The 22,523-nt window shown below is 70.2% G+C and carries 17 protein-coding genes; 5 read left to right on the top strand and 12 right to left on the bottom strand.

Annotated elements, in window-relative coordinates; genetic code table 11:
- Together ACWMMN_RS07135 and ACWMMN_RS07130 are read right to left on the bottom strand one after the other, a co-directional pair.
- Positions 1-1,893, bottom strand: coding sequence for an amidohydrolase (locus ACWMMN_RS07135; protein WP_486423150.1), 1,893 nt, complete (start codon positions 1,891-1,893; stop codon positions 1-3).
- Between the two features lie 18 nt (positions 1,894-1,911).
- Positions 1,912-2,079 carry a DUF1427 family protein gene (locus ACWMMN_RS07130; protein WP_048244185.1) on the bottom strand — a complete coding sequence of 56 codons (168 nt, stop codon included), beginning with the start codon at positions 2,077-2,079 and terminating at the stop codon, positions 1,912-1,914.
- 98 nt (positions 2,080-2,177) lie between these two features.
- Between ACWMMN_RS07130 and ACWMMN_RS07125 the strand changes: the two genes are divergently transcribed.
- Positions 2,178-3,101, top strand: a complete 924-nt coding sequence (locus tag ACWMMN_RS07125; protein ID WP_059234848.1) for a LysR family transcriptional regulator — start codon at positions 2,178-2,180, stop codon at positions 3,099-3,101.
- A 63-nt stretch (positions 3,102-3,164) separates the two neighbouring features.
- Here ACWMMN_RS07125 and ACWMMN_RS07120 read toward each other — a convergent pair whose 3' ends face one another.
- Positions 3,165-3,851 carry a hydrolase gene (locus ACWMMN_RS07120; protein WP_174994396.1) on the bottom strand — a complete coding sequence of 229 codons (687 nt, stop codon included), beginning with the start codon at positions 3,849-3,851 and terminating at the stop codon, positions 3,165-3,167.
- A 275-nt stretch (positions 3,852-4,126) separates the two neighbouring features.
- Here ACWMMN_RS07120 and ACWMMN_RS07115 point away from each other — a divergent pair, with 275 nt between their 5' ends.
- From ACWMMN_RS07115 to ACWMMN_RS07100, 4 genes are read left to right on the top strand one after another with little or no spacing between them, the layout of a single operon-like run.
- A complete protein-coding gene (locus ACWMMN_RS07115; RefSeq protein WP_034186741.1) occupies positions 4,127-4,387 on the top strand; it encodes a XapX domain-containing protein in 261 nt (86 codons plus the stop codon).
- Between the two features lie 25 nt (positions 4,388-4,412).
- Entirely contained in the window at positions 4,413-5,993 is a 1,581-nt protein-coding gene (locus ACWMMN_RS07110) for a cation:proton antiporter (protein ID WP_174994395.1), read from the top strand.
- 53 nt (positions 5,994-6,046) lie between these two features.
- Positions 6,047-6,439 (top strand): OsmC family protein, encoded by a 393-nt coding sequence (locus tag ACWMMN_RS07105; protein ID WP_059234854.1) that lies wholly within the window; start codon positions 6,047-6,049, stop codon positions 6,437-6,439.
- A gap of 31 nt (positions 6,440-6,470) precedes the next feature.
- Positions 6,471-7,355 (top strand): pirin family protein, encoded by an 885-nt coding sequence (locus tag ACWMMN_RS07100; protein ID WP_486423149.1) that lies wholly within the window; start codon positions 6,471-6,473, stop codon positions 7,353-7,355.
- A gap of 55 nt (positions 7,356-7,410) precedes the next feature.
- Here ACWMMN_RS07100 and ACWMMN_RS07095 read toward each other — a convergent pair whose 3' ends face one another.
- The 9 genes from ACWMMN_RS07095 to bcsB form a co-directional block, all read right to left on the bottom strand.
- Positions 7,411-7,608, bottom strand: a complete 198-nt coding sequence (locus tag ACWMMN_RS07095; protein ID WP_059234857.1) for a hypothetical protein — start codon at positions 7,606-7,608, stop codon at positions 7,411-7,413.
- Entirely contained in the window at positions 7,590-9,146 is a 1,557-nt protein-coding gene (gene bcsG, locus ACWMMN_RS07090; protein ID WP_486423148.1) for a cellulose biosynthesis protein BcsG, read from the bottom strand. Before bcsG ends, ACWMMN_RS07095 begins: the two co-directional genes overlap by 19 nt.
- Before the next feature lie 27 nt (positions 9,147-9,173).
- Positions 9,174-11,711 (bottom strand): UDP-forming cellulose synthase catalytic subunit, encoded by a 2,538-nt coding sequence (bcsA, locus tag ACWMMN_RS07085; RefSeq protein ID WP_226196705.1) that lies wholly within the window; start codon positions 11,709-11,711, stop codon positions 9,174-9,176.
- Positions 11,708-12,487 carry a cellulose biosynthesis protein BcsQ gene (gene bcsQ, locus ACWMMN_RS07080; protein ID WP_059234861.1) on the bottom strand — a complete coding sequence of 260 codons (780 nt, stop codon included), beginning with the start codon at positions 12,485-12,487 and terminating at the stop codon, positions 11,708-11,710. Before bcsQ ends, bcsA begins: the two co-directional genes overlap by 4 nt.
- Positions 12,484-12,690, bottom strand: coding sequence for a hypothetical protein (locus tag ACWMMN_RS07075; RefSeq protein WP_059234863.1), 207 nt, complete (start codon positions 12,688-12,690; stop codon positions 12,484-12,486). Before ACWMMN_RS07075 ends, bcsQ begins: the two co-directional genes overlap by 4 nt.
- Complete coding sequence (bcsE, locus tag ACWMMN_RS07070; RefSeq protein WP_059234866.1) at positions 12,687-14,636, bottom strand: cellulose biosynthesis protein BcsE; 1,950 nt, start codon at positions 14,634-14,636, stop codon at positions 12,687-12,689. The genes ACWMMN_RS07075 and bcsE overlap by 4 nt, the downstream gene beginning before the upstream one ends.
- 321 nt (positions 14,637-14,957) lie before the next feature.
- On the bottom strand, positions 14,958-18,869 hold the full coding sequence (locus ACWMMN_RS07065; RefSeq protein WP_486423147.1) for a cellulose synthase subunit BcsC-related outer membrane protein: 3,912 nt from the start codon (positions 18,867-18,869) through the stop codon (positions 14,958-14,960).
- Positions 18,854-20,074 (bottom strand): cellulose synthase complex periplasmic endoglucanase BcsZ, encoded by a 1,221-nt coding sequence (bcsZ, locus tag ACWMMN_RS07060; protein WP_486423146.1) that lies wholly within the window; start codon positions 20,072-20,074, stop codon positions 18,854-18,856. The genes ACWMMN_RS07065 and bcsZ overlap by 16 nt, the downstream gene beginning before the upstream one ends.
- A gap of 3 nt (positions 20,075-20,077) precedes the next feature.
- Positions 20,078-22,411, bottom strand: a complete 2,334-nt coding sequence (gene bcsB, locus ACWMMN_RS07055; protein ID WP_256085878.1) for a cellulose biosynthesis cyclic di-GMP-binding regulatory protein BcsB — start codon at positions 22,409-22,411, stop codon at positions 20,078-20,080.
- Positions 22,412-22,523: the final 112 nt, after the last annotated feature.

Raw genomic sequence — 22,523 nt, 5'->3', positions numbered from 1 at the left:
TCAGACCGCCCAGCACGAACAGCCGAACGCGCCCCAGAAGCCCTTTGCATCCGACGTCGGCAACGCACGCCCCCACGCACCGGCATGCGCATGGCCGTGCACGTTGCACGCGCTCGCACAGCCGCACGCGGCGGCCGCCGCTGCTGCACGCTGCAGCGGTGCGCCGTTGCGCCGCGTCGCCCCCCAACCGCCGTAACCGCCATACTCGCGCACCGGCGACCAGTCGGGCATCGCGGGCGGAATCGGCGCGTCGTGCGATGCGAACGGCCCCGCGCCCCACACGATCTTGCCGCCGACCACCGTCAGCAGCGCGGACGTGTCCACGATATCGTCCTCCGCGCATGTGAAGAAATCGCGATCCGGGACCATCAGGTCGGCAAGCTGACCGACCGCGATCCGCCCTTTCTTCCCCTCCTCGTTCGAGAACCACGTCACGTACTCGGTCCACATGCGCAGCGCGGTCTCGCGATCGAGCAGGTTGCGCCGCGGATACATCCGCAAGCCCCCGACCGTCTTGCCCGTCACGAGCCACGCGAGCGACACCCACGGGTTGTACGACGCGACACGCGTCGCGTCGGTGCCGGCCGACACCTTGAGCCCCTTGTCGAGCATCTTCGCGACGGGCGGCGTCGCCTCGGCCGCCTGCGCGCCGTAACGCTCGACGAAGTATTCGCCCTGGTATGCCATCCGGTGCTGCACCGCAATGCCGCCGCCGAGCGCGGCGATCCGGTCCATCGATTGATCGGAAACCGTCTCCGCATGATCGAAGAACCAGTTCAGTCCGTCGAGCGGAATATCGCGGTTCACCTTCTCGAACACGTCGAGCGCGCGGCTGATCGTTTCGTCGTACGTCGCATGCATGCGCCACGGCCAGCGGTTCTGGGCGAGCACGCGCACGACGCCTTCGAGATCGTCTTCCATCTGCGCGGGCAGATCCGGCCGCGCGACACGGAAATCCTCGAAGTCGGCCGCCGAGAACACCAGCATCTCGCCCGCGCCGTTGTGGCGGAAGTAGTCGGTGCCGTCGTGATACGTGGCGCTCTTCGTCCAGTTCACGAAGTCTTCCTTCTCCGCTTTCGGCTTCTGCGTGAACAGGTTGTACGCGATCCGCACCGTCATCTCGCCCGCGTCGTGCAGCTTGCGGATCACTTCGTAATCGTCGGGATAATTCTGCGAGCCGCCGCCCGCATCGATCACGCCCGTCACGCCGAGCCGGTTCAGCTCGCGCATGAAGTGGCGCGTCGAGTTGTACTGATAGTCGAACGGCAGCTTCGGTCCTTTCGCGAGCGTCGCGTAGAGGATCGTCGCGTTCGGGTTCGCGAGCAGCAGCCCGGTCGGGTTGCCTGCTGCGTCGCGCAGGATCGTGCCGCCCGGCGGCTCGGGCGTGTCCTTCGTATAGCCGACCACCCGCAGCGCGGCCGCATTCAGCAGCGCGCGGTCGTACAGGTGCAGGATGAACACGGGCGTATCGGGTGCCACCGCGTTGAGTTCGTCGATCGTCGGCAGGCGCTTCTCGGCGAACTGGTGCTCGGTGAAGCCGCCGACCACGCGCACCCACTGCGGCGCGGGCGTGATCGCGACCTGGCGCTTCAGCATCTCCATCGCGACCGCGAGCGAACGCACGCCGTCCCAGCGCAGTTCGAGGTTGTAGTTCAGGCCGCCGCGAATCACGTGCGTGTGGTTGTCGATCAGGCCCGGCAGCACGGTGCGGCCATCGAGGTCGACGACCTGCGTCGCGCGGCCTGCGAGCGGTACGATGTCCGCGTTGCCGCCGACCGCGACGAAGCGGCCGTCCTTGATCGCGACGGCCGTCGCGACCGGGTTCGCACGATCGAGCGTCGTGATGCGCCCGTTGTGCAGGATGAGATCGGGTTGAGTATCGGTTGCGCTCATGAGGTGTCCTCGATGCGGTCAGAAGCCGAGCCAGTGACGGACCGGCGCAATCGCCTGCGCGCCGACCAGCATGCCGGCCAGGCCCACCAGTGCGATCAGCGGCGGTGCGGGCGAGCGCACCTTGATCACGCTGTATACGACGCCGATCAGCACGCCGGCGCCCAACGAAAGTAGATAAGATTCCATAACGATTTTTCTCCCGGCCGGATTAGAATCACCTGCACCGCGCGCCCGCCTTCGCGGCACGTCGCATCCGTTTCGCTTCCCTGCCATTCATTCCGACCATGCAACTCCTTCCTGATCTCGAAGCCTGGGCCATCTTTGCGCGCGTCGCGGAGACCGGTTCGTTCGCGAAAGCCGCCGACCTGCTCGGCGTGTCGCAGCCGACCGTGTCGAAGGCGATCGCGCGCCTCGAAAAGCGTCTCGGCGCGATGCTGCTGTACCGCACGTCGCGCAAGCTGTCGCTCACGCCGACCGGCGAACTGCTGCGCGACCGCGCGATCCGCCTGCTCGCCGACGCGGAGCTGATCGAGAACGAAGCGTCCGCGCAGGCGCTCGAACCGCACGGCCTCGTGCGCGTGAACGCGCCGATGTCGTTCGGGCTACGCCACCTGTCGCCGGTGCTGCCCGCGTTTCTCGAACGCTATCCGCGCATCGACATCGACCTCGTGCTCACCGACCACATCGTCGACATCGTGTCCGGCGGCTTCGACGTCGCGATCCGCATCGCCGAACTCAACGATTCGTCGCTGCGCTCGCGCCGCCTCTGCGCAGTACGCCGGCCGCTCGTCGCGGCCCCGGCTTACCTCGACCGGCGCGGCCGCCCCGCGCACCCGCGCGACATCGAACAGCACGTGTGCCTCACCTACACGAACCTGCCGACACCCGAGCACTGGCGCTTCCGTCACCCGGCCTCGGGTGACGAAGTCGGCGTGTCCGTCCATGGACGGATTCGCACCAACAACGCGGACGTGATCCTTCCCGCGCTCGTCGCCGGTCACGGCCTGGCACTGCAGCCCGAATTCCTCGTGTGGGATGCGATGCAGCGCGGCGAGCTCGAGGAAGTGATGAACGACTGGAAGATCGCCGATATCAACGTGAACCTCGTCACGCCGCCCGGCATGCTGCGCGCCGCGCGCGTGACGGTGTTGCTCGACTTCCTCGCGGAGCACTTCTCGCACGCGCCGTGGGCGCTGCCCAACACCTGATCGCGCGATGGCCGATGGCAGGCGATCGCCGCATCCCGCGCGACGATCGCAGCCGGCGGCCCGTTACTTCGCCGGGACTGCCGCGAGCGACTCGTGCGGCGTCGCGGTGCGCTGCGCTGCCTTGTGGACCATCGTGTATGCGTAGTCGACCCCCATCCCGTACGCACCCGAGTGCTCGCGCACGAGCGACATCACCGCGTCGTACGTATCGCGGCGCGCCCAGTCGCGCTGCCACTCGAGCACGACCTGCTGCCACGTGACGGGCACGACACCGGCCTGCACCATCCGCTGCATTGCGAAATCGTGCGCGGCCTGCGACGTGCCGCCCGATGCGTCGGCCACCATGTAGATCTCGTAGCCGCCTTCGAGCATCGCGCACAGCGCGAACGTCGTATTGCAGACCTCGGTCCACAGGCCAGAGACGATCACCTTCTTGCGGCCGTTCGCGGCGAGCGCATCACGGACCTTCTGGTCGTCCCACGAGTTCATCGACGTGCGTTCGAGCAGCTTCTGGTTCGGGAACACGTCGAGCAGCTCGGGGAACGTATGGCCCGAGAAGCTCTCGGTCTCGACCGTCGTGATCGTGGTCGGAATGTTGAACGCCTTCGCGGCTTTCGCGAGCCCGACGACGTTGTTCTTCAGCGTCTGGCGATCGATCGACTGCACGCCGAACGCCATCTGCGGCTGCTGGTCGATGAAGATCAGCTGGCTGTTCTGCGGCGTCAGTACTTCAAGTTTCGGATTGCTCATGGCGCAAGGTGTCCTGTGAACGAAAAAAGGGGGGCCTGCCTCGACCGTGAAAACGGGAGGAGCCGGGGTACGTCGGCGCCGGATCGTCATCCGGCTCGAAATATTTAATCCGCAAACGCGCGGCGCGAACACCCAAGAAACGGAATCGATCCGATTCCGGAATCGATGCCCGATCGGGGCGCCCCGCCCTTTTTTTCTTCACGCAAACCCGATACGCTTTCAAGACCTTGACGACGTGCACTGCGCCGCTCGTCCGCCATCACGGGAGGCTCACCATGAAACCGTATTTCCTGTCGCTGCTCGCCGGCATCCTCGCCGGCGTCATCTACGGCGCACTCGGCGTGAACTCGCCGGCGCCGCCGATCATCGCGCTCACCGGCCTGCTCGGCATGCTGGCCGGCGAACAGATCCTGCCGGTCGCGCGCCGGATGCTGTCGGGCCACCGGCTGAATACCGCATGGCGCGACGCGCAGTGCAGCCAGCACATGTTCGGCGCGCTGCCGGGCGGCACGACGAACGACCGCAAGCCGTCGTGATGCCCTCTTTCACGACCCGCCGCGCATGACCAACGTCGAACTGTTCCATTACCTGCTGTTGTTGATTTGCGGCGCGGGCGCGCTCACGTGGCTCGCCGAACGGATTTCGATTCCGCCGGCCGTCGTCCTGCTGCTCGGCGGTTGCGTGATCGCGATCGCCGGCAAGCGCGTGCCCGACATGGACCCGGCGCTGCTGCTCGCGGCCGTGCTGCCGCCGCTGCTGATGTCGAGCGGGTTCTACACCGCGTGGAAGGAATTCCGGGAGCAACTGGCATCGATCGCGTCGCTCGCGCTCGGCGCGGTGGCGTTCACGACCGTCGCGGTCGCCCTCGCGGTGCATGCGGCGAACCCGGCGTTGCCGTGGGCCGCGTGCTTCACGCTCGGCGCGATCGTGTCGCCGCCCGATGCGGTCGCCGCGAAGGCGATCCTGCAACGCCACCCGCTGCCCGCACGGCTCGTCGCGGTGCTCGAAGGCGAAAGCCTCGTCAACGACGCATCGGGCCTGCTGCTTTACCAGATGGCCGTATCGGCCGCGCTCGCGGTGTCGATCACGGCCGCGAGCGCCACCGGCCTGTTCTTCTCGCTCACGCTGATCGGCATCGCGGTCGGCCTGGCGTGCGGCCATGCGATGAGCTGGGTGCTACCGCGCTTGCGCGACCCGATGCTTGGCATCGTCGTCACCTTCGCGATGGCGTGGGGCAGCTACGGGATCGCGGAGGCCGTCGACGGCTCGGGCGTGCTGTCGGTCGTCACCTGCGGCCTCGTGCTCGGCGTGCGCCAGCATCGCGTGTTCGACGCCGACATGCGGATCAAGGCGAAAGCGACGTGGGAAGCGATCGTGTTCGTGCTCGACGCCCTCGTGTTCATCCTGATCGGTCTCGCATTGCACGCGATCCTCGCGCGCGTGAACCACGAAGGCGCGGTGCTGATGGCCGGCCTGCGCGTCGCGCTGCCCGCCACCGCCGCCGCGATCGGCGCGCGTGTCGTGTGGGTATTCGTCGCGATGTGGCTGCCGGGCCGCCTGCGCGCGCCGCGCGCGGGTCACACGCCGTGGTCGTGGCGCGAAGCCGTCGTGCTCGGCTGGTCGGGCATGCGCGGCGTCGTGAGCCTCGCGGCCGCGATCGCGCTGCCGGGCAACTTCCCCGGTCGCGACCTGATCCTGTTCAGCACGTTCCTGTTGATCATCGCGACGCTCGTCGTGCAGGGCGGCACGCTCGCGCCGCTGATCCGCGTGCTGAAGCTGCGCCCGGCCGCGCGCCACACGATGTCCGAGCATGCGGTGCGTGCGCACACGTTCGGCGCGGCGCTCGCCGAACTCGACGCGCGCGAGCAGCGCGGGTCGGATCTCGAACGCCAGTCGCTCGACCGCCTGCTCGCCGAATACCGCAACCGCGTCACGTTCAACGAACGCGCGCACCGGCAAGGCGCCGAGCCCGCCGGCGTGCGGGCCCGCATGCTGCGCGTCGAGCTCGAACTCGTCGGCGTGTCGCGGCGCGCGCTGCTCGACCTGCATCGCGACGGCAAGGTCGACGACGCGACGCTGCACCGCATAGAATCGGAACTCGATTTCGAGGAACTGCGGCTGCAGCGGCTGCTCGAACCGTAACGCCCGGTCGGCCACGCTGCCGGCCCCGCCCCCTTTCCCCACCTGGAACTGCAATGAGCGAACTGTCCGTCGAAGCGAGCATCGGCTCGGTCGATTACCTCGTCCACTTCAGCGATGGCGTCCACCAGTGGCGCGCCGACGAACCGGCGTCGCTCGGCGGCGGCGATGCCGCACCGACGCCCGTCGCGCTGCTGCTGTCGAGCCTCGGCGCATGCACCGCGATCACGCTGAAGATGTATGCGCAACGAAAAGGCTGGCCGCTCGCGGAAGTGCACGTGAAGCTCGCACACGAATCGGGCAGCGCGGGCAGCACGATCGTGCGCCGCATCACGCTCGACGGCGACCTGACCGACGAGCAACGCGAGCGTCTGCTGCAGATCGCCAACGCATGCCCGGTGCACAAGATCCTCACGCACCCGATCACGATCGACACGGCGATCGCCTGACGCTTTCCGCACCGACCACAAAGTCCCCATCATGTCCGCCTCGATCAAGACCCTGCTCACGCCGCGCGAAAGCGACATCGGCAACCTCGTCGTGCGCCGCGTGCTGCCCGCACGCGCCGCGCGCCTCGTCGGCCCGTTCATCTTCTTCGACGAAATGGGCCCGGCCGTGCTGCCGGCCGGCCGCGGCATCGACGTGCTGCCGCATCCGCACATCGGGCTCGCGACCGTCACCTACCTGTTCGACGGCTCGCTGATGCATCACGACAGCCTCGGTTTCCGGCAGAAGATCGTGCCGGGCGACGTGAACTGGATGACGGCCGGTCGCGGCATCGTGCATTCGGAACGCTCGCCCGACGAAGACCGGCCGCACGATCAGCCGGTGCACGGGATCCAGACCTGGGTGGCACTGCCGGTCGAGCATGAGGACACGACGCCCGCGTTCGTTCATCATGCCGCCGACACGCTGCCGTCGTTCACGCGCAACGGCGTAAACGTGCGCGTGATCGCGGGCACCGCGTTCGGGCTCACGTCGCCGGTCGCCGTGTTCTCGCCGACCCTCTACGCCTATGCGGAATTTGCGTCGGGCGGGCAACTCGCGCTCGATGCGGAGCACGACGAACGCGGCATCTATCTCGTCGACGGCGATCTGAGCATCGACGGCACGCCGCTCGCCCCCGCGACGATGGCCGTGCTCGAACCGGGCGCGACCGTGGCGCTGGCGAGCGCGAACGGCGCGCGCGTGATGCTGCTCGGCGGTGCACACCTGCCGGGCGAGCGGTTCATCGAGTGGAATTTCGTCTCGAGCGAGCGTGCCAAGATCGACGCGGCGCGTGCTGCCTGGGCCGCTCAGACGTTCGGCAAGGTACCGGGCGAAGAAAACGAATGGACCCGCCAGCCGGAACGCAAGGCGCAGTAAGCGGGGGCGCCCGCCCCACCGAAGACGGCCGGCACCCACGCCGGCCGTCGTTCGTTTACGGCGTCAACCCCATCAGCTTCGCGAGCGTCGGCCAGCGGTCGAGCGACTCGACGAATGCGCGGCGCGCCTGCTCGTCGACATAACGCTCGGGATCGAGCGCGGGCAGATGCCGCGCGAGACCGATCACGTCGTTCGGTTGCGACAGGCGATCGAGGTCGCCGTCGCCGGGAAGGATTACTGTTCGTCGATCCATACGCCGTCCGGAGTTTTCACCGCGTAGCCCGCGGCCGTCTGCATCGTCACCGTGCCCTCGTTCTCGCCGACCATCCGCGTGCGCGGCAGGTCCGCCGCGTATTGCGCGAGGGTCGTGCCCGGCTTGAACGGACTGTTCGATACCAGGTTCGACAGCAACTGCGACAGCGCGAGGAAGCTGGTCGGCTGGTCGATCACGGTCGTCGCGCCGTGGTTGCCCGCAAAGCCGACGAGCCGCACGCCGACCGGCCCGTGCACGACGCGCGGCGTCGGGATCTCCCGCAGCCCCGCGACCTGGTTCTTGTCGCCGCGCAGCGCGGCACCGTGCTCGGGCACGAACACGATCACCGCACGACGGCCCGATTGCGCGATCAGGTCGGCAAGGTGGTCGAAGTCGCTCATCAGCTTCGTCGCGCGCTGCGGATACGAGTCGATACTCGTCAGCGAGCTGCCGACGACACGGTTGCCGTCGTGCAGGCTGATCGTGTTGTAGTACAGCGCGACGGGCCCCGGCACCGACGCGCGCTGCGCGTACCAGTTCGCGAGCGTCGAGTAATCGTCCTTGATCGCCGAGCCGTCGAATGCGTGCATCGCGACGGGCGCGGCCGCGTTCGAGATCAACGGCGCATCGGGCACGCCGATGTTGTCGTGGATCACCTGCAGGAAGTTGTCGAAATGACCGTCGTGGTTCAGCAGCGACTGCACCGAGTAGCCGGCGCGCGCCAGTTGCGAGAAGAGATAGCACTGCTGCGGCGCGGGCTTGTACAGGTCCGCGTGCGCTTCCTGCCCGCAGCTCGCGCGCAGCACGCGGATCGCTGCCGGGCCGCTGTAGCTCGCCGCCGTGCTGAAGTTCGTGAACAGGTAGTCGAAGTGGCTCAGCATCGGGTGGTTGCGCACCTTGGCCGCATCGAGGTCGTCCCACGACAGCGAGCAGATGTGCAGCACGATCACGTCGAACTGCGCGGCCGGATCGTCGCCGAGATGACCGAACGCAACCTGCCGCTGCGACTCCTGTGCACGGAATGTCGCGAGCGCCGCGTTGTGATCCTCGGGCTGGTCGGCGCGCGTGGCGCCCGTTGCGTTCGCCTGCTGCTGGGCCGGCGCGACGACGCGTGCCATCAACCCGCTGCCGGCCTGCCACAGCGGCATCACGATCAGCACGGCCAGCACGAACGTCGCGACGCGCAGCCAGCGGTTGACGATGAAATAGACGATCAGCGCGCCGACGACCGTGAGTACCAGCAACGGCGGCAGCAGACGCGGCAGCAGTTCCATCCAGTAGTCGAGGCGGAACGTGCTCACTTCGCGCGCGGCATCGACGAGACGGGCCAGCGGCGGCGCATGCATTTCGCGCGCGAGCAGCGGCACCGCGATCGCGATCGCCACGACCTGCCGGACGATGCGCCACGCGCGCTGCCGGACCGGCGCGCTTGCCACGAGCGCCACCGCGAACGCGAGGTTTGCGAGCCAGAACGGCTGCAGGTGCCCGGTCGCGAACAGCGCGAACTTCAGGATGAAATACAGATTCCAGAATGTCATCTAAACCGCTCCATGATGAGCGCCGCGTCAGTCGCGCGCCCGATCGAGTTTCGGCGCGAGCATCGCCTGCACGCCGCGCGCCGCACCCTTCCACATCCGTACGTAACCGTCGAGCCCGATCCGCAGCACTTCCTTCAGCCCGCCGAGCGGCGTGTCGAGACGCTCTCCTTCGTGCCAGTCGAGCCACGCATCCGCGCGGCCGAACGTGCACTGCACGAGCTGGCGTTCCTGTTCGAGCGTCAGTTCCTCGAAGCTCACGCCGACATGGGTCGGTGTCACACGGGTCACGCGGACCGGGAACGGGAACGCCCGGTCGCCGCGCGTCACGCACACCGTCACCGTGTCGCCGACGGCGAGCGGCAGCCCCGGCACCGCTTCGAGGCCGAGGCCACCGGTCGAATAGTCGCTCGTGAAGCACGCGGCGGTCGACCCGTCGGCGAGCACCAGCATGGCCGGCACGCGCATCGCGATCCGGTGCGTGACGCGCACCTGCTTGGTCTCGCGCGCGACGGCCAGCGCCGCGCCGAGCATCGCGAGGTTGTACACGGTCCAGCCGAGCGTGATCAGGATCGTCGACGCCTCGTCGCCCTGGTCGGCCACCAGCCGCCACAGGCCGGCGAGGATCGCGAGCACGTTCAGCCCGAACAGCACCAGATACGGTTTCGACGTCGACCAGTCCACATAGCCTTCGTCGATCTTGCCGCCCTTGTCGGTCACGTTGAACTTGCCATGCTTCGGGCTGAAGAACGCAACGGTGGTCGGCAGCGCGATGTACCACGCGAGCACCGATTCGTAGACCTCGGCCCAGAACGAATGGCGGTAGCGTCCCTGCATCCGCGAGTTCGCGACGTTCGCGAGCACGAGGTACGGGATCACGTAGCTCGCGAGCGCAAGCGACGACGCGTTGATGAAATACAGGTGGAAGAACAGGTACGCGAGCGGGATCGTCAGGAACACCAGCCGCGGAATCCCGTAGAAGAAGTGCAGCATCGCGTTGCCGTAGCAGATCCGCTGGATCAGGCCGAGCCCGCGCCCGAAGAACGGGTTGTCGATGCGGAAGATCTGCGCCATCCCGCGCGCCCAGCGCGTGCGCTGCTTCACGTGGCCCGCGAGGCTTTCGGTCGCGAGGCCGGCCGCCTGCACGGTCGGCAGGTACGCCGACGTATAGCCGCGCCGGTGCAGCTTGAGCGCCGTGTGCGCGTCCTCGGTCACGGTCTCGACCGCGACGCCGCCGACCTCCTCCAGCGCGGTACGCTTGAGCACCGCGCACGAGCCGCAGAAGAACGTCGCGTTCCACAGGTCGTTGCCCGACTGCACGAGGCCGTAGAACAGGTTGCCCTCGTTCGGGATCTCGCGGAACGTGCCGAGGTTGCGCTCGAACGGATCGGGCGAGAAGAAATGGTGCGGCGTCTGCACGAGCGCGCACTTCGGGTCGCGCAGGAACACGCCCATCGTCGTCTGCAGGAACGAGCGCGTCGGCACGTGATCGCAGTCGAAAATCGCGATGTATTCGCCGTGCGTCTTCGGCAGCGCGCGGTTGATGTTGCCGGCCTTCGCGTGGCGGTTGTCGTCGCGCGTCAGGTAATCGATGCCCGCCTCGGCCGCGAACGCCGCGAACTCGGGGCGCCGGCCATCGTCGAGCAGGTACACGCGCAGCTTCGCCGTCGGCCAGTCGATGCTCTGCGCGGCGAACACCGTCGGCTTCACGACCGACAGCGGTTCGTTGTAGGTCGGGATATAGATGTCGACGGTCGGCCAGGTGTCGGGATCGTCGGGCAGCGGCACGATCGGCCGGTCGAGCGGCCACGCGGTCTGCACGAAGCCGAGCAGCAGGATCATCCACGTATAGGCTTCGGCGCCGTACAGCAGGTAGCCCGCGACGGCCTCGACCGGGCTGCGGAAATCGAGCGTCTGCGTCGTGCGCCACCATACGTAGCGCACCGTCGCGAGCAGCGCGAGCGACGCGAGCGCGAGCGTCGGCAGGTGGCCCGGCAGGCGGCGCAGCGCGAGCGCCAGCACGGCGACGATCGCGAAGAAGGCGAACTGCGCACCGGGCATCAGCGGCGACATCCCGGCCGCGGCCCACAGCACCGCACCGGCCACGAGCAGCAGCGGCGCGAGCCAGCGGTGCCGGCCGACGCCGTTCGCGCGCGCATCGAGCCACCCGCCCCAGCGCACCCACGGCAAACGTTCGAGCAGCGCGTTGATGCGCCGGGCGACCGCGCGCCCGGCCACGTAGACGGGCACCACGTATTTGTCGAACCACGCGAGCGGATCGCGCGCGGGCCGGCCGTCGGCCGCGCGCGGCGCACGCACGATCGCACGCCACAGCCATTCGCGCACGCTGAGCGGCTGCAGCACGCCCCAGTCGTGCGCGAGCCGCAGGAACCCGACGCGCACCCAGCGGCGCACGTGATCGGGCCGGCCGGGCGGCGGTGCGTGGAAGAACAGCCGCACGAGCCAATCGACCAGCGTACGTTCCGCCGGCAGCCCAATGCCGCGCGCGCACCAGTCGGCCGCACGGCGGCCGAGCGTGCGCAGTCGCGACGCGAACGCGGCCTTCATCGCACCGCTCCGGTGCGGCCCGCGGCGACGGCCGTCAGCCACGCATGGACCCAGTTCGCGATGCCGTTCAGGTCGTGCGACACCTGCGAATACGGGGCGTCGTCGAAGATCCAGCTGCCGCGCGCTAGTGCTTCGGGCACCGCCGCATCGACGTGGATGCGCTGCTCGAGCATCGATGCCGGCCCCGCGACCGCGCGCAGCATCGCGAGCGCGTCGCGCTGCATGTCGCGCGCCGGGTTCAGCCGGTTCACGACGATCTGCAGTTCACCCGCGCCGGCCCGGAGCGCACCGAGCCGCGCGGCCGTCGTCGCGCAGGCGATCGGCTCCGGCGGCACGACGACGAGCGTCAGGTCCGCGCAGCGAATCGCCTGCTCGGCCTGCGGCGACGGATAGCGCGCGGTGTCGACCAGCACGACGCCGTCGGCCGGCAGCCCGATCTCGTCCAGCGCGCGCGACAGCCACGCGGGATCGGCCACGAGCCGCGCATCGCATGCGGCCGCACCGGCGGCATCGACGTGCCCGTACGGCACGAACAGCACGCCGTCGGCATTACGCCACGTATGCGCATGCCACGGCTCGGCGCCGCCGAGCACGCTCTGCGCGAGGCCGTGTTCGGCCAGCGTGTCGAGGCCGAGCGTCGCGCCCATCAGGTTCTGTGGATCGAGTTCGACGGCGACGACCGGCCGGCCACGGCGCGCGAGCAGCACCGCGAGCGCGGCCGCAAGCGTCGTGCGGCCCGCGCCGCCGGTCGTCGACGTAATGGCAATCGTCTTCATCGCGCCGCCTTGTCGGCGCCGGCGCCGGGCAGCAACCGGCCGCGCAGCGCGACCGGCACGAGTTCGCACGGCACCGCGCCGTGCCGGTCGATCCCGCGCGGGGCATGGAAACCGCGGCCGATGCCGAGGTGCTGCGCGACGATCCACACCGGCACCGCAACCACGATGCCGACGATGAAACCGGTGACGAGTACGGCAATCATGCGCGCTCCTGCTTGCGCAGCGGCATCACGCTGCGGGTGGCGCCGCGCGCACGCGCGGCGGGAATGACGGGATGCGGCGCCGGCGCGTCGACGGCTTCGGGCGCCGGCGTCTCACCGATCGCCTCGAGCGCGACGATGGCATCGATTGCTTCGATCGCCTCGCTTGCTTCGGCCGGCGTCACGCCGAGATCGGCGCCCGCGGGCGGCTTGCGCACGCTGCCCGCCGGGTGCGTCGCCGCGAACAGGTCGCTGTAGTCGGCGATCGGCGCACGCCGGTTCTCGGCCTTCAACGCATCCAGCTCGGAGTTGATGCTGCCCTGCCCAAGGCACACGACGCGGTCGGACAGCGTATCGACCGGCACGTCGAAGATCCGCGCGAGCGCGTCTTCCGCGTCGACCGGTTCGCATGCGAACAGGAACACGAACAGGTGCCCGGGATCGGCCGTCACGACGTCGCCCGCGCGGCGCGGGCGGCAGTGCCGCAACGCGTCGACGTGCGACACGCCCGGCAGCAGCGTGATCTTCGCGAGCGTGTGCGGCAACGCGAGCACGGCGCCGCGATCGAGCACCGCGCGAATGCGCAGGCAGAACGCGCCGACCGGCAGATAGCCGAGCACCGAGTCACCGAGCGCGGCCGCGAGCGCCGCGCGATAGTCGGGTGCGACAGGCCGCGCGTAGAGCTGGCCACGCAGCGCATGCACGGCGGCCTGCATTCGCGAGACCGGCAAATCGCGCGCGACGACGCGGTTCGCGCCGACGCTCAGCACGAGCATCTCGAACTGCTGGCGCAGCACTTCGCCGCGCTCGACGACCGCGATCTTCAGCGCACCGCCGCACTGCCGGCGCAGCGCATGCACGTCCGCGCACAACGCCTCGAGCTGCGCATGCGAGCGGAACGCGAGCACCGCGGTTGCGGCCTGGGCGTGCGCGCAGGCCGCGACGACGGCTGCGTTGTCTTCGACGACTTCCCAGTCGCCGGGCATGCGATTCGTGCCGTCGAGTACCGCGCGGCTGACGATGACACGATCCTCGTCACTCGCGAGCTTCATCCGGTGCGCCGGTTCGGTCGCACCGCCGTCGATGCTCGCCGACAACCGGCCGCCCGGCGCAAAGCGCAGCGGCCGCACTTCGCCGGCCGCGAGCGTGTCGCCCGCCCGCCAGAAATCGACGATCCACAGCAGTTCGCCGTGCGTGCGCTGCAACTGTGCGACGCCCGAGCAGATGCCGTGGAAGCCGCTGCGCGGCGTCCGGTCCGCATCGCGCACGAGCGGCGCATCGTCGGTGCGCGCGTCGTCGCCCGCACGCGCCGCTTCGGGGTCGAGCAGCAGCACGAGCGCGATCCGGCGCGTGCGGCACCAGTCGGCCAGCGCGTGTGCTTCTTCCGCGAGTGCGACCGGATCGTCCCAGCTGAACCAGCGCTGGGCCCCTTCCACGAAATACAGCGAACGCGCGCGAAAACCGTAGCGCTTCATCGCGCGCAGGCCGCCGGTCAACCGCGCGAACGGGCCCGGTGCCGCGCGGCGCGGCGCGGCGCCGGTCGTGCCGGCGCCATCGTCGGCCGGCTCCGCGGCCGGCGGCATCGCCAGCACGTTCAGGTTGCGCGGCCAGCCGGCCGGCTGCGCGCCGCCCGCGAATCCGAGCGCTTCCATCTGGTCGGCCACGCGTGCCGCATCGCGCGCGAGCACGACCGTCACGTCGCGCGTGCGCGCCTGCCGCGCGCTTTCCCAGACGAGCGCATCGCACGCCGGCGTGCCGCCGGCCGCATAGATCGCGTACAGGCCGCCCGCCTCCAGTTGCGTCCAGGTGTCGGGCAGGCCGTCGATCGCGAGCCGGCTCAGCGTGCCGATGCGGCCGCCGGCCGGCCCCATGCGCAGCAGCGCGCGCAGGCGGCCCAGCAGGCCGGCGGCGCCGAGCGCGGGACGGGTGGCATCGATTTCCGTATTCACGACGTTCCCCTAGGGTCTGTTTCCATCTGGAACACCCATGCGTTGCCGCGAAAACGGCCGCTCGCGCGGCGCGTGACGCCACGAATACCGACGTATTCGCAAGGCGCGCAACGCGGCGAGCGGCCGTTCTCGCGGCAACCCCTGATCAAAAAATTCATTCCGCGGGAAAGCCCGAAATCGCCCGTATGGCGGCGTCGCTCGTCGCTTGTTTGGCGCGGCCAACCGGCGCGCCTCACTTCCTGCCTTACGCCCCGCCGGAAGTCCCGTTGCGGGACGAGCGATTTCGGGCATTCGCATGTGTGTTCCATACGGAAACAGCCCCTAGTAATCCGAATAAAGCCGCACCGGCGTCGGCGTGACGAGCCAGCTGCGCTGCGCGCGCGCCTCGAACGCATAGCGCAGGTACACGAGCGCCGAGCTCGGCGCATAGTCGTGCGACCGGTCGATATGCAACTGCGCGCCGACACTCAGGTGCGGATTCACGCGGTACTCGACGATGCCGTTGAAGCCGTACGAGAACGACACGCCGCGCGTCGAGCTGCCCGCGTACACGAACCCGGCCGCGACCTGCTCGGCCCGCAGGTCCTTGAACGTCGGGTAATACAGCGAATCCTTCTCGTAGCTGTTCGAGATCCCGCCCGTGAAAGTCAGGTCCCACGACAGCGCATCGTGGCGCCCCGCCCATTCGATCGGCACGCCGAGCGACAGGTAGCGCTGCGGGCTGTAATAACCGCCCTGCCCGTACGTGTAATAGCGCAGGTTCTGCGCGTAGTGCCACGCGTTGCCGACGAGCCCGGTGCTGACCTTCATCGTCGCGCGCTCGTACACGGGCACCGTGAAGCCGGTGCGCAGCGTGACTTCCGCGTTGCGTTCGACGTTCCGGCCAGACAGCACGCCCGCGCCGAGTTCCGCGAACAGGTTCGTGCGGCCGACGTCGACCGACGCGCGCAGGTTCACGCCGTCGCGGCGCACGCCGCCCCAGACCGCGCCCGACCACGGGTCGCGCAGCCCCGCATACGACAGCACGCTGCTCGTTTCCGGCCGCCGCGACGCATTCACGCTGAAGCTCGCCGGGCCCGCTTCAAAACGGTAGCGCACGCCGCCGACGAGGTAGTGCACGGGAAACCCGAGCGGCGACGTGCCGAGATCGAAGCGCCATGCGTCCGACAGGTAGCCCGCGCCGAGCGCGACGCCCGTCATCGACTGGTGCAGCGAGCCCGGCGGATTCGCAATCAGGGCGGCGGCCGGCTGATTCAGCTGGAATGGCGGCGGCAGCCCGTTCAGCCCCTTGAGCGCTGCGTAGGTGCCGAACGTCTGCAGCGAATACGCGTTCGGGTCGCTCGTGTCGAGCGTGCCCGGATCGAGATGCACGGTGTCGATCTGCGCGAACACGTGCCCGTCGTAACGGATCGGCATCTGCAGGTAGATCGGCACCTGCTGCGCGCGATACGACGAGATGCCTTCGTCGCCCGACTTGTACGCAGGCGTCCAGCCGGTTTCGATCTCGGGATTGCGGCGCTGCTCGAGATCCGCGAACGCGGCCTGCGCGGGCGTGAGCCCGTCGCGGCCCGGGCTCACGCCCGTCGCGCGTTCCTGCGACTGCGACAGCCGGTACAGCGACGCCGCGTCGTCGTAGCGGCCCCGTGCCTCGGCCACCCGCCCGGCCGCGACCGTCACGTCGGCGCGCTCCGGATACGCGGCGTGCAGCCGGTCGGTCACCTGCGCGGCTTCGTCGGCGCGGCGCAGCGCGTTCAGGCGGCGCACGGCCGACAGTTGTGTGTCGACGTCGTCGTCCGGCGTGCGTGCGAGGACCGCCTGCACGCGTGCCACCGCGGCGGCCCGGTGGCCGCTGTCCTCGTCGATCCGTGCGAGCGCGAGCTGGGTATCGGCGTCGTCCGGCGTGCGCGCAACGACCGGCGCGAGCGCATCGCGCGCCGCGCCGTAATGGCCTTGCGCGCGTTCGAGATCGGCCCGCTCGAGCGCATGGCGCTTGTCCGCGCGGCCGGCCGGGCTCGCGCGATCGAGCAGCGTGCGCGCCCGTGCATAGTCCCGCTGGGCGATCGCGTCGTCGGTCTGCCGCAGCACGAGCCGCAGCGACTGATCCTCGAGCCGCGTCGTCTGCGCAGGCGTCAGCGACGGGTCGCGGCGCAGCGTATCGAGCCACGCGGCGAGCGCGTCGTCGCGCCCCGCGCTGCCGAGCAGGTCGCCGTAGCGCAGCCGCACGTCCGCATCGGCTTCGCGCGGGTGCGCGGCGATCCAGTCGTGCAGCGGTGCAAGACCGCGATCGGGTTCGCCCGCGTCGATCCACTGTGCGCCAATCGCGGCGAGCATGTCGGGATCGTCCGGCGCGCTCGCCTGCGCCTGCGCGAGCGACGCGGCAAAGGCCGTGCGGTCGCCGCGCGCGAGCGCGCCGCGTGCGTCGGCCAGCGCGCGTTCGGCTGCGAGCTTGCGCGCCAGCGCCCGCATCCCGTCCGAACGATGCGCGTCGTCAACGGGAGCAAGCGCGGCCTGCGCGCCCGCGACATCGTCGAGCGAATTGCGGTACAGCGCGGTCGCGTAGCGCATCTCGGGCGTATCGCTCTGCGCCAGCCCGTCGTCCATCACCGTGCGGCCGAGCTGCGGCAGCCCCATGTCGCGATAGAGGCGCGCGAGTGCGAAGCGCGTCCACGCCGCGTCGGGCGCCGCGCGCACGGCCGCTTCGTAGCGTTGCGCGGCGGGCCCGCGCTCGCCCTTGTCGGCCAATGCGCGCGCCTGGTTCGCGAGCAAATCGGCCCGCAGGCCGTCGAGTGCGCGGCGATCGTCGTGCCCGGTCACACGCCCTTGCAGCGCGTCGAGCAGCGGGCCGATCCTGTCTGCGCGGCCGGTGTTTTCATACAGCGTAGCCGTGCCGCGGATGGCCGACAGGTTCGGCGAACGCGCGGCCAGCAACTCGCGCAGCAACGGCTCCGCGTGCGCCCAGTCGCGCTGGGCGAGCAGCGCATCGGCAAGCTGCAGCTTCGCGTCCGGGCTGCCCGGTTGCATCGCGAGCGCCGCCCGCGCTGCGCGTTCGGCATCCTGCGGACGTCCCGCATTGGCCGCTTCGCGGCCTTGCGCGAGCAGTCCCCAGAACTGCGCGGTACGCGCGAGGCTTTGCCATTTGCCGCGCTGGTCGGTCGCGAGCGTCGCGGCCCGCGCGAACAGCGTGCGCGCTTCGTCGTGCCGCCCTTCGCGCAGGCGCAGCAGGCCGAGCCCCCCGACCGCATCGGCATCGTCCGCGCGCGTCCGCGCGGCCCGCGTGAGCAGCGGATCGGCGGCGGCCAGGTCGCCGCGCGACAGCGCCTGCAACCCGCGCTGCTGCGCAATGTAGTCGGGATCGCGTTCAAGACGGCGCTGTGCATCGTGCTGCCGATCCAGTGCCGTGATGCGGTCGCGGAATTCGGTATCGTCCGGCACGAGCGCGAGATACGCGCGCAACGCATCGAGATACGCGGGATCGTTGCCGGCCGACTGCAACACGCGGCGCCACAGCGCCATCGACTCCGTATGGTCGGCATCGGCGCGCTGCGCGAGCGACCATGCGATCCGGTTCGCTTCCGGGCGCGTGTCGGCGCGCTGGTTCAAGAGCCGCGCGAGCGCCATCGACGCGCTCGTGTCCTGCGGATCGGCCGCGACCGCGCGACGCAGCGCGGCGATCGCCGGCTCGCGGCCACCCGGCCCATTCGACACGATCTGGTAGTACTCGGCGCCGAGCGCACCGGACGGCGCGCCGTTCGGAAACAGCGCGACGATCCGCCGGGCCGCCTCGTCCGCACGGCCGCTGCGCGCGAGCAGGCGGATCTGCGCCATCTCGCCGCGCCCGCTCGTCGCGACGCGGTATTCGTCGGCCACCCGCCGCGTGGCGGGCGCATTCGGCGACTGCGCCTGCAGACGCGCGAGCGATGCCTGCGCGCCTTTCGCGTCGCCCAGCCGCAGCAGCACGCGGACCTGTTCGGCCAGCAATTCGGGATCGCCCGGCGCGATCAGCAGCCCCTTGCGCAATGCATCGCGGGCAAGGTCGTCGCGATGCTTGGTGCCCCACATCCGCGCGGTGTCGAGCTGACGCAGCGCGTCGGCGGAAGCGGAGGTCGCCGGCGCCGCGGGGTTCGCCATCGCCGTGCCGCCGGATGGGGTGCCCGGCGCCGCCGCGCACACCGACGACGCGAGCCACGCGAATCCCGCGACGTGCGGCACGGCGCGTTTCAGCGGGCGGCGCACGAGCGGCCTCCCCAGCGCGTGTCGAGCGTGCCGTCCGCGCCGAACGTATAGCGTCCGTCGCGCCAGCCGAGGCCGAACAGCGTCAGCACGCTCGTGTAATAGCCGGGCGCCGACTGGCGCGCGAGCGTCTCGACGCGGGCCGCCTGCGCATCCGCGAGCGCACGCTGGCCGCGCGCGTCGAGGAACGGCACGGCCGCCGCCGAAAACCCGCCATTGCCGTCGTTCGGCCCCGCGACGCCCGTCGTCGTATCGACTTTCTCCGGCGGTGCGCCATGCGCGGCAATGTAGTCGGCGAACGGGGCGAAGCGTGCGAGCAGCGGCGCGGCAAGCGGATCGGTGCGATCGAGCATGCCGGCCCACAGGTACACGCGGATCGCGTTGTACGCGCTCTCCGCATGCGTTTCGGGATCGGGCCCGAAGCCCGTGCCCGCGCGATACAGCGCCCAGTCGGGAGAAAAACCCTTCGGCGCGGTGTCGAGCAGCACGCGCCCGGTGCTGGCGACCAGCGCGGCCCAGCGCCGGTCGTCGGGCAGGCGCGCGCCGAGCGCGCGAATCACCTGCGGCGGCGAATAGCTCGGATTCACGCGGAACTGGCCGTTGGCGAGCTTGAACCCGGTCGGCCCCGGCAACAGCGTGAGGCCGAGGCCCGGCACGGCCGCCGTCTCGTCGTCGAGCACGCGCTTCGCGAGCAGCGCGCCGCGTGCCGTATAGCTGCGCTCGCGCCACAACCGCCCGGCCTCGACGAGCGCATACGCGATCCACAGATCGGCGTCCGATGCCGCGTTCGCGTCGAGCACGCGCCACGCGCCGTCGGGCGCGCGGCCCCACAGCCACGCGGGCAGGTGCGCGCTCAGGTCGCCCTGCGCGAGGTTGTTCTCGGTCCATGCGAGGATCGTGTCGAACATGCGCCGGTCGTTCGCGACCAGCGCGAAGAAAAGCCCATACGCCTGCCCCTCCGACACCGTGCGCGAATCGGCCGAACCGACGTCAATCACGCGGCCGTCGGCCGAGATGAAATCGCGCTTGAACGCGTCCCAGCGCGGCCACGCCGCGCTGCATCCCGCATCGGGCGCGGCGGCGCCCGCGGCGTGCGTGCGCGTGGCCACGCCGGCCGCCGCGCACGTCACCGCGACCGCGAGCGCGAGTGTCGCGCCGACACGCCGCGCCGGCTGCGCTGCCCGTCGCTTCGTCATTGCCCGCGCCATCCGTTACATCCCCCGTCGACGCGCAGCGATTCTCTGCAGCACGCTGAACACGCCGAGCGCGAGCAGCAGCCCCGCGACGACGCCAACCGCGCCGAGCGCGACCGGATGCCGCGCCGCATGCGTCCATACGCGCGCATACCACGGCACGAAGCCGACCACGTACGGCTCGCCGACCCGCAGGCTGTCGACCTGCCCCGGCCGCACCACCGCGAGGTCGCCCTGCAGCTGCGACACGAGCCCGGCGTTCTCGAACACGTCGAGCAGATCGCCGAGGCGCGGCTGGTCGGTCGCCGTCAGCGCGACGACGCTGCGGCCACGGCTGCCCGGCAGCTCGAAACCGGCGAGCGCCGCGAGCGGGCCGCTCTGTTCGATATGCGCGCCGCCGTCGGCAAGCCCGACGCCGTTGCGCCAGCGCTCCTTCACCGTGAACGCGACGCGCGTCGCGCCGCCGCCCGCACCGCCCTGCTCGCCGATCGCGAGCGGCAGCGCCGAGCGCCAGTGCGCAAGCAGCGGCGACGCAGGCGAGCCGTCGATCACGAGCAGGTCCTTGCTGCCCGCCAACGCGGCAACGTCGCCGGGGCGCGCGACCTGCACGCGCAGCGCCGGGAAGCCGGTCCATTCGCCCATGTGGCCGAGCATCGTCAGGTAGGCCTCGAGCTCCTGCGGCGACGGCCGGTCGGGCAGCACGACGGCTGTCTGCGACAGGTCCGCGAAGCGCGTGAACGGGAAGCCGCTGTTCGCGAAAAACGCGAGGTTCGGCAGTTGCGCGTAATGGACGAAGTGCGAGAAGTCGATCGTCGAATCGGGATCGATCGCCGCGCGCTGCGGCTCGGTGGCCGTGCTCGAACACAGGCCCGTCTTCTGCGAATCGAGCGTGAAGCGGAACTGCAGCTGGTTGCCGCTGCCGACGCGGAACGCAGGAATGTCGACATCGCTCGTCACGCGCCCTTCCGGCACCGACAGCAGCGGCAGCTGCATGCGGCCGCGCGCGTCCTCGGCCTGGGCCGGCCCGAGCCGGTACGACTTCACGAGCTGGTCGTTGATCTCGACGGCGAGCGTCGAGTTGTCCTGCACGGTCGGCGCCGTGTAGCGGTAGCGCAGCGTGATCGGCACGCCCGCGCCGTTCCACGAGTGAAGGTCGGCCGGCACGCGCAGGTTCAGCCGGATCGCATCGGGCGTCGTGCCGCGCACTTCCAGCTGACGCGGATCGTTCACGAGCTCGCGGAACGTGATCGGCCGGTTCACCGGCAGCCAGCGCGGCGCGTCGTACGGCTTGCGCGGCGCGCCGAGATCGACGTGCGCGACCGTGGCCGCCGGCCCCGACAGCGCCGCGCGGCCGAGCACGAGTGCCGCCACCGCGTCGTCGACTTCGGCCGCCGTGCGGCCCGTGACGACCAGCAGCTTGCGCCCCGGTGCGGCCGGGTTGTCGGCGACCGCGAGCAGCGGGCCGTTGACCGACGGCAGCGCGAGGCCGGCCGGCAGCGTCGCGGCGGTGCCGACCACCACCGCCTGATCGTCGGCCGGCAGCCCGGACGACACCGGGAAGCGCGCATGCCGGTAGTCGGCCAGCGCGCCGAACCACGACGCGAGCACGCCCGCGCTGCGCAGCGTCGCCGAATCGGGCGTGGCCGGCAGCACGAACGGCAGCCGCACGCGACCGTTGTCGCGCCGGTCGAAGAATGGCGCAGGCAGCAGCGCGAGATCGTTCGGCAGGCGCACCGGCGATTCGTCGAGGATCAGTTCGCTCGTCGGGCTCACGTCGGCCCACAGCGCCGAGTTCGCCGGATCCTCGCAATGGTCGAGCGTGTAATGGGCGATCAGGCGCAAGCCGAGCTGGTTGAAATCCGAGAAGTAGCGCGGATCGATCGGGATCTCTTGCGTGACCGTGCGGCCCGCGCGCGCGGCGTCGAACGGGACGGTCGCGATCACCTCGCCGTTCACCGACACCTTCAGGTGCGACATCGGGAATATCAGCGACGGCGAATACGCGTAGGTCAGGCGCAGCCGCGCGCCCGTGACCACGCGGTCGAGCCGCACGCCGGCGTTGATCGTGCGGGCGTCGTCGGCGCCGCGCAGGCGCAGCGGATCGAACGCGCCGAGCGACGCGAACGGCAGACGCACGGTCGTGGCCGGCAGGCCGGCGGCCGGCGCGCTGGCCGCCGGCGGCGCAGCCGCGAGCGTCGGCGCGGCTGCCTCGGCAGGTGCCGCCGCTTGACCGGGACCGGGACCTGACGCGACGGCCGGCACTGCCGGCATCGGCGCGGCCGACAACGCGGCCGTGTGGAAAGCGCCAACCATGGCGACCGACAGGACGAGCAGCGACGCGGACGGCTTCATGCGCCCCTCCGTTTCGTCTGGCTGATCCGGTCATCAAGCGTGTCGGAACCGACGCGCGCTAAGCAGCTATGCCCGTGAGTGCACATCCCCACTGCTTCCCCTCATATGGCGA

It is taken from the genome of Burkholderia cepacia complex sp. TUM26381 (assembly GCF_057439935.1).
The sequence above is the reverse complement of the archived record's forward strand: the minus strand, read 5'-3'. Positions and strand labels throughout refer to the sequence as shown.